Below are 15,040 nucleotides of genomic sequence, written 5' to 3'. Positions count from 1 at the left end.
CGACGACGATATCGTCCTGCTGGAATGGACCGCTGACACCCAGGGCCATGTTCTCACCGACGGTGTCGACACCTTCCTCATCCGTGACGATCGGATCCAGCTGCAAACGGCCCGGTTCACCGTGCACGCGAAGGAGAGCTTCGATACGTAACCCGGTCATCGACCGGCGACCCGAAAGCCCAGGTGGCCGCCGTGTGGCCGCGGTGGGTATCCGGGTGTAGCCGACCAGGGTGCGAGCTTCCGTGCGGCGGAGTCACTGCGAGCGACGGCGCGGTCAGGGAAGCCCGCACCCTAGACGCGGGCGACCGGCGGCGGCTCGGGCGAGGATCGTTTGCGTCTCTTCCGGCGTGAGCTCATCGATGACCTTCACGTCAGCGGGCAGCGACCAGAATGTGCGGTCCGAGCCGATGATGCGCTTGGCCCATGGTGGGCCGACCACCAGGGTACGGACGCCCTCGAAACGAGGTACGTCGCGGGGATTCCCTTCGCCCCACACCCACCATTCCTGGGGGACCTTGCTCGGCTCTGCTACGTCGGATGTGGCTGCGCGGAAGTCGTACAGGTTGAACGATCCGACGATGTGGTTGCGTGGACGGTCGTCCGCGTTGCCGCGCAGGTAGTCGAAGAGCTCTGGAGGGTTGTCCGCGGTGGGGATACCGAACCGGCCCAGCGCATCGGCCAGCAGAACGTGCAGCGTGAAATTGTCGGCGATGCCGTCGACCTCGACCCGGAAACCTCGGCCCTCCAGCGGGCACAGGACCAGCCATGTCTGCTCGAGTTCCACGCCGAGTAGCACATCCAACCAGTGGGCGCCGGCGTCGGCGACAGCACGGGCGGCGGCGGCGAGCTCCCGATCGGCGATCGCCTGCTGGAGCAGGACCCGGTCACGGGTCAGGGCCGCCACGGTAGGACGCACCCACTGGCCGAGCCAGTATAGGCTCGTCGCGCCCGGCCGGTCGTCCGCCATCCCGGCCCGGAAGAGATCACGCGGGATGGGGCGGTCGTCCACGCGCAGCGCGGCGTCGGCCATTGTCTCCGCGAGGTCTTCCTCATCCTGCTCGTTGTCGTCGGTGCGCGGCGGGAGCTGGTCCAGGCACCGATCGGCGTAGCGGCGAGCTGCGCGCAGCAAGGGCACCAGCTTCGGCAAGAGCACATCGCCGAGCCCACGCGCGGATGCACCGGCCTCGACGAGCGCGCCGGCGGTGATCACCACATGGCCGATACCGTCTCCGTCGTCGACGTGGGAGCGGGACAGGCGGTCGAGCAGGACCGTGAACGCCTCATCCATATCGCCGTCACCTGCGTCGAGGGCGGCATACAGGGTGTCCTGTGCCGCGCGGGCTCTGGCCGGCTCCCAGTCGGCTCCATCGACGACCCGTACCAGGTCACGCGCCGCCGCCACAATATCGGTCATCTCGTCTTCCTGTCGCCTATCCCATACGGTGGGCGACGCCGGGTTTGCCGGGTAATAGTCATGCCGCCATCACCTGCGACGATCAATTCATTGCCACAACCGGCGTTCGGGTGCAGCTGTCGAAGGGCATAGATCGTGCCCAGCCCGATATCCCACCCACCCGGGAACTGTAGTTGCGATCCGCGGGTTGTCGCCGGGCCGCGCAGTGACCGCCCGTTCTTCCCGGCGAACGGGGCGGTGGACCGACTGGCTGTCCGGAATCGCTTCAGCCGGCGATCAGCGGTCCACGATCGATGTCGGTGACGTGCAGGGGAAGGTAACCGGCGAGATGGTTCAGTACCGCGGGACTGTTTCCGCCGCGGGCTGTTCGATATTCCTCCTCGGTGAGACCGACGATCTGAAGGAATCGCAGGAGGCCGTGCGGCGTGGCCATTTCACCGAGTTCGGGGTCGATGGTGAAGGCCATGGCGCGGATCGCGCTGTCAGGGCGGTCGGCCGCGAGCGCACCACTGGCCCGCATGGTGTGGCCGGGTTCGAACCGATTGCCGGAGTCGAAAACGTAGCGCCCGAGCTTTTGCAGAAGTACGGCGGGCCACATAGGTGGCTGCGACTCGTCCGGCCGACGAACCAGCCGGAAGGTGAATTCGAATCCCCAGCCGGAGATCTCGGGATCCGATGAACTCTTTTCATACAGTTCGGACAAGCCGTAACCGATGTAATGCCAGTGCGGCAGCGGACCGTCGTGCTGGTAGATGCTTATTCCGTCGAGCGGATCAGGTCCCCCCAGTGCCCAAGGCTGTTTCGTCCCGAGATGAAACGGCTCGGCATTCCCGTACAGCTGTCGAAGGCCCGCATCGATAGCGGCCCAGCCCGGTGCTTCACTCACCCGACGAACAGTAGTTGCGGTTCGTGATCGACCACCCGCCGAAACGGCTCAAACACTTGTAAGGTCTGGACGGGCCGGCCGGTGTGAACCGATCACGGGATTCGGGCGGGCAGTCGGTTCGGGTCGGTCCCGCACAGTTGTGGAAGGCTGGAGGTATGAACCGTCTGGCCGCTGCGACCTCGCCCTACCTGCGTCAGCATGCGGACAATCCCGTCGACTGGCGGGAATGGGGATCCGAAGCGCTGGCGGAGGCTGCCGCCCGTGACGTGCCGATTCTCCTGTCGATCGGGTACGCGTCCTGCCACTGGTGCCATGTGATGGTTTAAGGTTACAAGTTGTATTTGTGCTGGTGGACGTCAAATATCCATGTCCGAGAGGGTGTTCCGGTGGTGGTCGGGCCCGCTGAAGCCAACCAAACCGTTGCAGAGCGGGTATCGCCAGCGGGTTTCGGCGGTGTCGCTGGCGTGTTCGACATGCCCGCCCCATTTCGCTGCTTGTTCACCTCGCGTGAGTGCTGCCGGGCCCGTGTGTCAGTTCACCCCCGCGGGGTCGCCCGAGTTGCGATCGTGGAAGCTGGCCGACGACGAGGCCAGGTGGTCGACCGGCGGATGACAGACAACGAGTTGTCCGAGTTGTGTGTCATGGCGATCGAACTCGACCACTCCGATGTGCCGGACATCGGGATCCTATCTGATCCGGGGTTGACGCGGATGCTCGCTCGCATCATGTATCAGCAGGCCCTGTTTCAGTACTCGGATTTCGAGAATATCGCTCGAACCATCGGACTGCTTATCGATGTCGATCCGGCTGTTCGGGGAATTCCGACGGCTGCCGATTGGTCCGCCGCGCTCGGTGTGTCTCTCTCGGAGTTCATGACCATCGTCTTCCAGCTCACCCCGCTCACCAACACTTACCGCGGTCATCTGACGGCCAGCCACATCCGCGAGGCCCAGCAGATGGGATTCTTCGCGGCAGTCGACCTCGACACTGTCGTACAGGTAATCGAACGCAACCTGGCTGCTGACCTGCTGACACTTCGATCCGATGGTCGCACGCACGAACAGGCCGAGGCCAAGATGTGGTCCTATAACCCCTTGTTGGGAAAGCCCCTAGTCAAGGACGGCAACGGCGGATACATCTTGCCCGTTTACAACTACCTAGTCCAGAAGATCACTCCACTCGGGCTCTTCTACATGGGCCTGGAGTACTTCGGTGACGATTTTCCTCGTGCGCTGGGCGACTCGTTCGAGCGCTACGCCGGTCGGCACCTCGCCCTCCTCGAAAGTGCCGGCACTGTGGTCTACCCGGAGGTCGCGTACGACCAAGGTGGCAAGAAGACGATCGACTACTTCCTCGTCTTCGACGAGGTAGTGGTACTCATCGAGACTAAGGGTTTTCGCCCGAAGGATGATGCCCGTGCTGGAATTGATTCCGGTCTCAGCAACCTGGTCGCCAAGGTCCAGCATGCACGGAATCAAATCGACAGAACGGTCGGCCTGATCGGCAAGGCTCCTGAACTCGCTCACATTCCCGCCGACCGCGAGATTCGCGGCTTGGTGGTCACTCTGGAGCCGGTGCACAACAGCGATACCTTTTTGTATAGAGACATGTTTGCCGCGAACGTGGTCGAAAGTTCGACGATTAGTGCCCACGACCTGGAGAGGATCTGCCCGGTCCTCGCCGAGAAACCTGGTGCTGGGCAAACAGTGCTCGAAGCGCTAACGTTTGCCGACCCAACGCCACCGGCTCTTGACCGTGCGGTCAAGGGCCTTCCTTCCAGACGAAATCCGATCAGCACAGCCCTCCGGGACTCCTGGGGCAGGGTGATTCCTTCATCGCCGACGCCAGCGGCCGACTACTACCGCCGGGCACAACGCGAGACCGGGAAATACCAAATCTAGGCGTTGTAGCCGGTTTGTTGGTGAGGAGCAGTTATGGGAAAGCTTGACGACATGGCAGGGCTCCGCTTGTGCACCGGAGTATTCGGATGATGCCTCGTCGAGCCTCTGCGCAGATCGGGAGCAGGGGGGTCACCCGATGCAGGTATGCGGTCGAGTCCAGTATGCGTTGGATTTTCCGGGAACAGGGTGAGGACTACGGGGTTGATGCGCACGTCGAGGTTGTCGATGGCGAATTGGTGCGCGGAAGGCTGGTCGCATTGCAGATCAAAACCGGCCAGAGCCATTTCGGAGAGCCTGCCGTCGAGGGAGGATGGTGGTTCCGTCCCTCACGCAAACATTTCCTGTACTGGCTCGGTTACTCGATTCCCGTGGCAATCGTGCTGGTTGACTTGGACAGTGGCTGTTGTTACTGGCAACTGGTGACGGAATCGACCGTCGAGAGAACCAGCGGATGTGGGTGGAAAATCCGAGTTCCGGCGGACCAGGTACTCGATGCCTCGGCAGTGGAGCCCTTGCGGTCCGCTGCCGAGGCAGGCGGTCGTCGCGTACGTCGTCCGCTCGGCACGCTAATCACCGAGTATCTTGCGGTCGATCTAGAGGTGCATGGCACGGTTTTGGGCGCGAACGCGCTATCAGAGTATGTCATTCGCGATCATGATAATGAGCTGACCAAGTTGGTCATGGACGCGGTAGGTCCGGCGGCTGTTTCGGGGTGCGCGATTCTCGTCGGCGAGTCATGTACCGGCAAGACGAGAGCGTTGTATGAGGCGTTGCACAGGTGCGGGACGGAGCCGGGTGCGACCAGTGCGGCTGCGGCAGGGTGGCGTGTTTGGCCGGGAGTAAATCCATTGCCGGCCAAGCGCTTCCTGGACGAGCTTGTCGAGATTGAGCCGCGCACCGTGGTGTGGCTCAACGAGGCGCAGCGCTACCTGCGCGACCCGGCGATCGATATCAGAACAGGAATCGCCACTGCGCTGCTGGAACTCCTTACTGACGATTCTCGCGGGCCGGTGCTGATCTTGGGCACCCTGTGGCCCGAGCATTGGCGCGAGCTCACGCGTAAACCACCAGAAGAACAGGCAGACAATTTCTCCGCAGCGCGGCGGCTGCTAATCGGAAACTACCTACAGGTGCCGGCAGCTTTCACGAATGCCGAGGTCGCCGCGGCGAAAGGTTCGGAGGACCGCCTGCTCGCCGTTGCGGCGAGACAGGTGACGGGTACTGCGGTCACTCAACAGCTGGCGGGGGCCCCAGATCTCCTCCGACGGTACGAGACCGCGAGCGCGTCAGCGCAAGCGGTGCTCCACGCGGCGATGGATGCCCGAAGGTTCGGATACGGGGAGTGGTTCCCGGAGACATTGCTGGCTGCACTGGCATATAGCTACCTGTCCGGTGCTGAACGATGCAATGTCGAGGAGGACCCGTCCTGGCTCGAATCCGCCATCGCGGACTTGGTTGTGCGTGGTCCAGCCAGCGGCCCGATGCTGCACCACGACGTCCTCGGGTACCGGCTCGACGACTTCATGGATCACCATGGCCGGGTTCTTCGCCGGTTCGAGTTCCCGCCCGAACGATTCTGGATGGCTGTCGCCGAGAATCAGGTTGATTCGGACGTCCAGGTCCGGATGGCCGACGCTGCCGCGGACCGGCTTCGGCTGCGGATCGCCGTGCGCCTGTACCAAGTGGCCGGGAACGCGGGGGAACACTTGGGCAAGCTGTCCACCGTTCATGCGTTTCGAGGTGCATACGACGCCGCCGAGCGATTGGCTCGCTTGGCGGCCGAAGCAGGCACGACAGAAGCATTGTGGTTTCTGGCGACTTACAAGTTGGGTCGCGGTCGCCCCGGTGCGGAGTCGCTGTTCCAGCAGGCCGCGGACCTCGGTGATGTCAGGGCATTGGACTGGTTGGCGGATCGGCTGGAGGGGTCGGGCCATCAAGCTGCCGCGGAGGCAGTTGCGCGTCGGGCTGTCGACCTGGGGTCATGGATGGCGATGGTGACCATCGCCGAGCTCCGGGACTTCGATGATCCCGACGGCGCTGAACAACTGCTCTACGACCTGCCTGAGGAGATCCGCTGGGACGCACTGGCTGCGCTGGTCAGCTCTCGGGATAGCCTCGACGACTACGACGGTGCCGAGCGGCTTGCGCTGACTCTCGCGAACCGTGGTCACCCGGACGCACTTCTGGAACTTGCCGACGATCGCCGGGACCGAAGCGGGGATCGGAGCCGATTCGGAAACGAAGCAGCGCGCCGGTTGCTTGCGCACATGCCGGACCCTGAGACACCTGAATACGCGCTACGCGCAGCACTGAGCTATGCAAGAGCACGCTCCGACGACGAGGCCCGCGCGCTTTTAAAGAAGGTTTCCGGCACACAACACCTGGACAACCAGGTCGCCGCCATCGCCGATACGTGGCCGCAACACACCGATCAGCTACTCGAGATCCTCAGGGCATTGGACGAACACCTAGCGGCCGACCGCTTGACCGACCACATCCAGCAGCAAGAGAAACCCGAGCTGAGCGATAGTGACAACGAAGGAGAACCGTCGCGGTCGCCCGGGATCGACGAGCCGGACGACGAGGTCGCCGATGCGTACGCAATTCTCGCCCGCTTCCACGCTCTACACGGTGAGTTCGAACACGCAGAGTCTCTGGCCATGGCGGCGTCCAGGTTGGGAAACCCCATGGGGCTTATAGATCTCGGCCAGGAACTACTCCAACGTCGCGAGCTTGCTGATGCCGAACGACTGGCACTCTGTGCGACGAACATGGGAGAAGGGCCGCATCTTGGCCGGGACGCGGGACGCGTGCTAGCTGAAGCGCGCCGAGACAACCGCCTGCTGGAGTGGGGACTCGATGCAGACGGCACCACATCCGAGCCCTGGTAGGCGGTTTGGGTACTTGATACGAGCGAAAAACCGCCTCAGCCCTGGTCGATTCGGCTACTCACCACTTGCGGTCGCCCACCGGCGGGGCGCACCCTTTATCGGTCCGATGACGACATCCAGGCCGAGGTGCTCGGCGATCAGGTGTTTTAGCTCGGGTCCTTCGATGAGCTGGATTCGGCCGTGGCGCCGCGCGAATTCGTGGCTGGCTTTGCCGAGATAGGACGTGGTCACGAGAATGCCCCGGGAGGCGCGCTTGTCGTCCATTACCCCCGCGAGTGCCCGGACCGAGTCGATTTCTACCACCTTCGAATACCGCTTGGCTTGAATGATGCACTCACCGCCCGTCACTGGGTCGCGGTTGACGACGACTGCATCGACGCCGTCATCCTTCGATGCCTGCGTGACCCACGACTCCATGCCGCGCGCCTCGAAAAGTTCCCGGATGAGATGCTCGAACTCCGTCGGCTGCATCTTGGTGAGTACGGTCCTATGGTCCACTCCGGAGACGGCATCGGCCGAATCGATCCGATACTTCGATAGATCCGGGTCGAAGATCGGGCGTACGGGTTCGTAATCCCACGGGTGCGGTGAGATGAGCGCGTTCAAGTGTCGTAGACAGGCTACCGGTTCCAGATCGGTGAGTACCAGCCCCTCGAACTGCTCACGGTTGACGGAGACACTGATCAGGCACTGGTCCTCCGGCTGTCCCGTTGCTGCGTTCTTTCCGGCGACTACCGCACTCACTCCGACCTCGTCGACCAGCACGGTGGGTTGTAGCGCGAAGGCATCACGCATCACCAGCAACACCAGTTGCGCGATCAGTTCTGCGTACCGCTGCCTTATTTCCTTGGTCGACCGGGCTGTCGGGGCGATCTCATCGCGTGCTCGCACGTACCGGAACTCTCGTTCAGCCGGTACGACGGCAATCTCCGGCAACCGGCGCACAATCAGCAGGCGCCGAGCAGCGGACTGGTAGACCACGTCGGTATCCAACGGCACCCTTTCCGGCAATGGCGTTGCCGTCAAAAACGCCACAGCAACCTGCTCCACAGCCTCCGCATCGCCGGCAGCCACCTTGCCGGCGAGTTCATCGATAGCGGCATTGTGCTGTTCGGCTTCCAGGTACCGCGTACGCTCCGCGTCCTCGTGTCGTCGCAAGTCCTCCGCCAACGCCGCCGTTCGGGTCTGCTCATACTGTTCGTACTGTGCGACCGCTTGGTCGTACTCATGCCGACGTGCCTCGGCCAACCGTTGCCAACCGGAACGGAACACGCGCTGCATCATTGTCGGTTGAGGTGGAGCGAACTGACTCCACGATGGTGCCGTTGCCGCAGTCACAAGCTGAGGGTCCGGTGTATGCGGTGAGGGCTCGAATCTTTGCCGTAATTGTTCCACCGTGAACAGTCTCGGCACGGCAGCATGCTCAGCGAGCAGCCCCGCCAGCTCATCGGCGCGGGCACGCACACCCTCGGTTCGCCATGCGGCCTCATCCTTGTGCTGCTCGATGCGCCGCGCTTGTTCGGTACGCGCCACTTGGCGGGCCTGACGTTGCGCAACGCGCGCGGCCCGTTCCCGTTCCCGCTGCGCCTGCGCGACCGCACGCTGCTGCTGTAATACCTGACGCTGCCGAGCTCGCTCTGCCTCACGAAGCTGGTATTGCATCTCTGCAAAGAATTCACGCCGCGCCATCGAACCCCCTTGACCCCATATCCGCTCCACCAGTCCTCGTGGCGGGCTTGTCGATTACCAAGGTGAATTTCACATCCTGCGCCTGTCGGCAGGCTGCTTGATCGAGTATCGCACCGGCGCCACCGCCGCGCGCGGCATCGCCGATACGGGCCCGTACCGCATCGAGCGGTTTCTTGAGATCCCTCACGGCATTGGACGAACCCCTTACGGCCGACCGCCTGGCCCGACACATCCGTCAACAAGGGAAGCCTGAGCGTTCGGATCAGGAAACCCCACGGGCTTTTAGACCTCGGCCAGGCAATACCGCGGCGAGTTCGCTGCTGCCGAACCATTGGCCCAGTCAGGTCGCGTGACCGAAACTGTCACCTGATCCTGTAGCAGCCCCGAGCGCGAGAGTGGCTGAGGTGATGGCGCACTACTCTCCGTGTGATAGCGCACGAGTCGGCCGTGTCCGGGCGAGTCGGGTCCTTGCCATTTTGGCAAGGTGAATCGCCCCGGCGAGTCCGGGGCACATCACTCCCGACATGCTGGGGCGATTCAGCCGGCCGGGTGTGGCAGGCTGGGATGTATGAACCGATTAGGTGGTGCCACGTCGCCCTACCTGCGCCAGCATGCGGGCAACCCCGTGTACTGGCAGGAGTGGGGAGAGGAGGCGATGGCAGAAGCAACCAGGCGGGACGTACCCATTCTTCTTTCAGTGGGATACGCATCCTGCCATTGGTAGCTTCGGCCAAACAATCACTGGTGCCATGTGATGGCGCACGAATCGTTCGAGGACGAGCGGACCGCGGCGCAGATGAACGACGAATTCGTCTGTATCAAGGTCGACCGGGAGGAACGGCCGGATCTGGACGCGGTGTACATGAACGCCACCGTCGCGATGACCGGGCAGGGCGGGTGGCCGATGACCTGCTTCCTGACCCCGGCCGGCGAGCCGTTCTACTGCGGTACCTACTACCCGAAGATGCCGCGCGGCGGGATGCCGTCCTTCACCCAGCTGCTCACCGCGATCACCGATACCTGGCGTAACCGGCGTGCCGATGTCGATACCGCGGCAGACCAGGTCGCCGAGGCGCTGCGGGCGCAGGCGAGCGGGCTGCCGAAAAGCGAACTCGAGATAACTCCCGAACTGCTGGACCATGCCGTCGCCGCGGTGCTCCGGGATTTCGACGAGGAGCACGGTGGGTTCGGGGGCGCCCCGAAGTTCCCGCCGGCGGCGCTGCTGGAGGGGCTGCTGCGCAGCTGGGAACGGACCGGCGACCCCGCGGTGCGGGCGGTGGTGGATCGCACGGCCGAGGCGATGGCCCGCGGCGGTATCTACGACCAGCTGCGGGGCGGTTTCGCGCGCTACTCGGTGGATGCCGCATGGGTCGTCCCGCATTTCGAGAAGATGCTCTACGACAACGCCGGGCTGCTGCGCTTCTACGCGCATCTGGCCCGGCGCACCCCGGACGATCCGCTGCCCCGGCGGATCACCGAGGAACTCGTCGGATTCCTGTTCGACGATCTGGCCACCGCGAACGGTTTCGCCTCCGCCCTCGACGCCGACACCCAGGTCGAACCGGGTGCGCCGGGAGTGGAAGGCGCGACCTATGTGTGGAACCCCGCCGAACTGGTCGGTGAACTCGGCCCGATCGACGGGGCCTGGGCCGGGGAGATCTTCGGAGTCACCACGGCCGGTAATTTCGAACAGGGCAGTTCGGTGCTCACCCGCCTGCGGGATCCGGAGGACACCGAACGTTTCGAACGCGTCCGGTCGGCCCTGCGCGCGGCCCGGGACCGGCGCCCGCAGCCCGAGCGCGACGACAAAATGGTGACCGCCTGGAACTGTATGGCCATCACCGCGCTCTGCGAGGCCGCGCACGCGCTGGACCGGCGCGACTGGTTCGACGCGGCCTACGAACTCGCCCGGGTGATCCTCGATATCCACGTGGTCGGCGACCGCGTGCTGCGCGCCTCGCTCGGCGGCGTGGCCGGGTCCGCGCCCGGCGTGCTCGAGGACTACGCCTGGCTGGCGACCGCGCTGCTGGCGCTGCACCAGTATTCGGGCTCGGCCGGATGGCTGCCCGATATCCACCGGATCCTGGACGCGGCGATCACCCATTTCGCCGATCCGGACGAACCCGGTAGCTGGTTCGATACCGCCGACGACGCCGAGACCCTGATCGCGCGCCCCCGCGACCCGATCGACGGCGCCACCCCGGCCGGTGCCTCCGTACTCGCCGAAGCGCTGCTCACCGCGTCCGCGGTGGTCGAACCCGAGCATGCGGGCCGCTACCGGGAACTGGCCGGCCAGACGCTGGCGCGCGGTGCCGTGGTGCTGGCCAAGGCGCCGCGTTCGGCGGGACAGTGGCTGACGGTCGCCGAGGCCGCGCTGCGGGGCCCGCTACAGATTGCGATCTCCACCACCGGCTATGTGCCGGTAGGCGATGTGGAGCTGCTGGAGGTGGCCCGGGACCACGCCCCCGGCGGAACGATCATCGTCCGGGCGGCGGCGGACACGGTCCCGTTGCTCGCCGATCGCCCCGCGATCGAGGGCACCGCCGCGGCCTACGTCTGCCGCGGCACGGTCTGCGATCTGCCGGTGACCACACCGGAGGACCTGCGTGCCGCGCTGACGCGGTAACCGTCGCGGGGCTCGACGAGGTGCGATTACGGGTCTCGGTGCGTTTGGTTCGAGGTTGTCTCCTCGGGGACGCGGTCGGTCCATGAGGGGGTGGGCTCGCTGATTCCACGCAGCGCCACGACGCCGTACTTCTCCCAATTCGCACGCTCGTCCGCCGCGGCGGCGTCGACAACGCTCTGCGACACCAGGATGCGCCGCGGGACTTCCTTGGCGCGGGTGGTGAGCCGGGCCGCGGCGTTCACCGCGTCGCCGATCACGGTGTACTCGCGGCGGGTGTCGGTGCCGAGGTCACCGGCGAACACCCGCCCCATGGCCACCCCGATCCCGATATCGAGTTCCCCCGCCGCCGCGACCTCGTCGCGGATCCGGCGCGCTGCCCGCAGCGCCGGTGTCGCGTTATCGGCCAGCGCGATCGGCGCGCCGAAAATGCACAGCGCCGCATCGCCTTCGAACTTGTTGACCAGGCCGTTGTTCTCCTCGGTGGCCGCCACCACGGTCGCCATCAGCCGGTTGAGTTTGGCGACGAACTCCTGGGGCGGCAGGCCGGTCGAAATCGCCACCGACCCGGTGACGTCCACGAACAGCGCCGTCACCTCCCGCACATCGCCGGTGAGGTCGATACCGCCGGCCAGCGCGCGTTCGGCGACCTCTTCACCGACATGCCGGCCGAACACATCGCGCATCCGCAGCCGTTCGCGCAGATTCGCCGACATCTCGTTCACCGAATGTTCCAACCGGCCTATCTCGCTGGCGCTGCCCACCGGCACCCGCACCTCCAGATCGCCCAGCGTGATCCGGTCGACCGCTTTCCGCAAGGTCCGCAGCGGGGTGGCGACCGCCCGCGCCAGCGCCCAGGTGGCCAGCACGCCGACCACCAGGCTGATCGCGGCGAGGTAGATACCGGTGCGGATGCGGTGGTCCTCGGTGCTGGCCGGATCGGCGAGTACCACGATCAACGCGCTCAGCGGCATCGCGCCGGATACCGCCCAGGCCAGCGCGACCCGGACGAACACCGAGGAACTCCAGTGCATGGTCGCGCCCAGTACCCCGGCCACGATGGGTACGACGGGCCGGATCACCCGGTCGACGACGAGGTAGGTCAGGCCGGCCGATTCGAGCCCGCCGATGGTGAACATGGCGAGCAGGACGATGAAATCGTTCTCCTCGGTGAGCCGGGCCAGCAGGATCGCCGAGATCAGCACACCCGGTGCCCACATCGCGATCGCCCGGAGCGTGACGGCGATGGGCAGGTGCAGCAGCCGCCGGGCCTCGCCCGGGGTGGGTTTCCGCGATTGGTCGAGCCAGCCGAAATAGGCCATCCGGTCGCGGACCGCCAGCCCGATCCCGGCCAGGATCGCCAGCGCCGGGTAGATCGTGACGGCGGCCATCCCGCCCAATTGATCGGCGTCCACCCGGCTCGGGAAACCGATCAGCCACAGCTCGGTGACGATGACGGCGAGACCCGCGAAATGCGCGGCGATAACCATCACCGACAGGCCCCAGCGGGCACGGACGCTCCACAGCATCAGCCGGGAGATCGCTCCGGGCCGGCGCCGGACCGGGCTGGCGTCGCTCATCGCCGGACTACCCGCGGCGGCCGTGGTCGCGTGGGCGGCCGGTATGGGAGGACACGAGTAAGCAGCCTAATCGACATATCCGGTCGCATGTCCGCGATCGGCCCGTGAACCGGCGCACGGCGGCGGCCGGTCAATCCAGGAGTACCAGCCATATCGCCATGTAGTGGCACAGCGCCGCGAGCACGGTCGCGGCATGGAAGAACTCGTGGTGGCCGAAGGTGGTGGGCCACGGGTTCGGCCATTTGGTCGCGTAGAGCACCGCGCCGATGCTGTAGGCGAGGCCGCCCGCCACCAGTAGCAGTACCGCGGGCAGCCCGACCGACCGATAGAGCTCGCCGCCCACCGGCACGACCGCCCAGCCGAGCAGCAGGTACAGCGGCACCCCCACCCAGCGCGGGGCATGCGGCCACAGGACTTTCAGCGCGACCCCGGCCAGCGCACCCGACCACACCACCGTCAGCAGTATCGAACCGGTCCGGTCGGGCAAGCCGAGCAGGGCGAACGGAGTGTAGGTGCCGGCGATGAAGAGGAAGATCATCGAATGGTCGGCGCGTTTCATCCGGATCCGGGCGCGCACAGTGGTCCAGGTGATCCGGTGGTAGACGGCGCTGATCCCGAACAAGGCGCAGATGGTGAGACCGTAGACCGCGGTCGCGACCACGGCGGTCGCCGAAACGGTGGTGGCGGCGGTGACCAGCGCGATCACCGCCACGGCCGCGACGGCGGCCGCCCAGGTGTGGATCCAGCCGCGCATCCGGGGCTTGACCAGCGCGACCAGCGATTCGGCGGGGTTGGGCACCGGGTCCACGGGATCGATGCCAATCTCCCCCGGGCGGTCCTCGACGTACGCGCGCGGCCGCGACGGATCGTTGTCGCCGGGTCTCGGGTCTGCCGAGTCGAACACGGAACCTCCTGGATCGGCTGGGCACGGCGGCGCCGCCGGGCCGGACTGCCGTGCGTGCCGGGCTCGGTATTTGCCACCCCCGGGCCGCGGAGCAGTCCTTGACTCACGGGTAACCTACGCCAGCGTAGGTTGCTTTCGTTGTCACTGTACCGGTTCCGTACCGAATACGGGCGGCTGTGGCCGGGCACACGTCCGGCGGCCGGTGCGGATGACCGCGGGAACAGGCGTACTGTTGGTCGTCGTGGAATTTCCGAGTCGGCTGCGGGGCTTTCCCTATCGCATCTACGAGGCCCGTCTGGCCAAGAAGCTTGCGGATAAACAGCATCCGCGCCACGTCGCGGTGGTGTGCGACGGCAACCGCCGCTGGGCCCGGGAGAACGGGTTCACCGATATCACCCACGGGCACCGCGTCGGGGCCCTCAAAGTCGCGGAACTGGTCAGCTGGTGTGAAGCCGAAGGTATCGAGCTGGTCACCGTGTACCTGCTCTCCACCGAGAATCTGCGCCGCGGGCAGGAAGAGCTGGAAACCCTGTTCGAGGTCATCACCGATGTCGTCGAAGAACTGGCCGCCCCCGAGCAGAACTGGCGGGTACGTATCGTCGGCGCCCTCGACGGGCTGCCCGACCTCGTCGCCAAACGGATGCGCACCGCCACCGAGCGCACCCGCGAACGCACCGGAACCCACGTCAACGTCGCCATCGGCTACGGCGGGCGCCAGGAGATCGCCGACGCCGTCCGCCAGCTGGTCCGCCAGGAGATCGCCGCCGGCGAAACGGGCGAAGACCTGGTCCAGTCGATCACGGTCAACGCCATCGGCCAGCATCTCTACACCTCCGGCCAGCCCGACCCCGACCTGGTGATCCGCACCTCCGGCGAACAGCGCCTCTCCGGTTTCCTGCTCTGGCAGAGCGCCTATTCCGAGATCTGGTTCACCGAGGTCTACTGGCCCGAATTCCGCCGCGTCGATTTCCTGCGCGCCCTGCGCGACTACGCGGCCCGCCACCGCCGCTACGGAACCTGAGCTGTGTTTATTGGCGCCGACTTCGTCGGCGCGGGGGGTTTTGCCCCCCAACGAAGCCCCCGGGGCGGGCGGGGGCGCGCGCGCGCACGGCCCCCCCCCCCGCCGCCCCGCGGCGCGCGCCGCGCGCCCCG

Annotated in this window: 8 protein-coding genes and 2 pseudogenes; 5 read left to right on the top strand and 5 right to left on the bottom strand. The window is 65.7% G+C overall.

Annotation, left to right across the window (positions count from 1 at the left end; genetic code table 11):
- Nucleotides 1–274: 274 nt before the first annotated feature.
- Entirely contained in the window at nt 275–1,414 is a 1,140-nt protein-coding gene (locus tag QH276_RS06755) for a hypothetical protein (protein WP_280399696.1), read from the bottom strand.
- Nucleotides 1,415–1,679: 265 nt separating this feature from the next.
- A complete protein-coding gene (locus QH276_RS06750; protein ID WP_280399695.1) occupies nt 1,680–2,300 on the bottom strand; it encodes a suppressor of fused domain protein in 621 nt (206 codons plus the stop codon).
- A 155-nt stretch (nt 2,301–2,455) separates the two neighbouring features.
- Between QH276_RS06750 and QH276_RS06745 the strand changes: the two are divergent.
- From QH276_RS06745 to QH276_RS06735, 3 genes and pseudogenes are all read left to right on the top strand, one after another.
- Nucleotides 2,456–2,620 (top strand): annotated as a pseudogene (locus QH276_RS06745) (DUF255 domain-containing protein); the annotation flags it as partial.
- A 288-nt stretch (nt 2,621–2,908) separates the two neighbouring features.
- The gene (locus QH276_RS06740; RefSeq protein WP_280399693.1) at nt 2,909–4,201 is read left to right on the top strand and encodes a hypothetical protein; all 1,293 of its coding nucleotides are present in this window, start codon (nt 2,909–2,911) and stop codon (nt 4,199–4,201) included.
- A gap of 86 nt (nt 4,202–4,287) precedes the next feature.
- Nucleotides 4,288–7,092 (top strand): DUF4365 domain-containing protein, encoded by a 2,805-nt coding sequence (locus QH276_RS06735; RefSeq protein WP_348536642.1) that lies wholly within the window; start codon nt 4,288–4,290, stop codon nt 7,090–7,092.
- A 54-nt stretch (nt 7,093–7,146) separates the two neighbouring features.
- Here the strand turns inward: QH276_RS06735 and QH276_RS06730 are convergent, their stop codons facing one another.
- Nucleotides 7,147–8,781 (bottom strand): restriction endonuclease, encoded by a 1,635-nt coding sequence (locus tag QH276_RS06730; protein WP_280399692.1) that lies wholly within the window; start codon nt 8,779–8,781, stop codon nt 7,147–7,149.
- A gap of 568 nt (nt 8,782–9,349) precedes the next feature.
- Between QH276_RS06730 and QH276_RS06725 the strand changes: the two are divergent.
- Nucleotides 9,350–11,407, top strand: a pseudogene (locus QH276_RS06725) (thioredoxin domain-containing protein).
- A gap of 26 nt (nt 11,408–11,433) precedes the next feature.
- On the opposite strand, the gene QH276_RS06720 reads toward QH276_RS06725, so the two are convergent.
- Together QH276_RS06720 and trhA are read right to left on the bottom strand one after the other, a co-directional pair.
- Nucleotides 11,434–12,984 (bottom strand): adenylate/guanylate cyclase domain-containing protein, encoded by a 1,551-nt coding sequence (locus QH276_RS06720; RefSeq protein WP_280399691.1) that lies wholly within the window; start codon nt 12,982–12,984, stop codon nt 11,434–11,436.
- 130 nt (nt 12,985–13,114) lie between these two features.
- Nucleotides 13,115–13,792 (bottom strand): PAQR family membrane homeostasis protein TrhA, encoded by a 678-nt coding sequence (trhA, locus tag QH276_RS06715; RefSeq protein WP_432278657.1) that lies wholly within the window; start codon nt 13,790–13,792, stop codon nt 13,115–13,117.
- A 304-nt stretch (nt 13,793–14,096) separates the two neighbouring features.
- On the opposite strand from trhA, the gene QH276_RS06710 reads away from it, so the two are divergent.
- Nucleotides 14,097–14,909, top strand: coding sequence for an isoprenyl transferase (locus QH276_RS06710; protein WP_280399690.1), 813 nt, complete (start codon nt 14,097–14,099; stop codon nt 14,907–14,909).
- Nucleotides 14,910–15,040 lie beyond the last annotated feature (131 nt).

The sequence above is a fragment of the Nocardia carnea genome (assembly GCF_029869215.1).
GTDB classification, from domain to species: Bacteria; Actinomycetota; Actinomycetes; order Mycobacteriales; family Mycobacteriaceae; genus Nocardia; species Nocardia carnea_B.
Note: the sequence above shows the minus strand (reverse complement) of the source record. Positions and strands in the feature narration are given on the sequence as shown.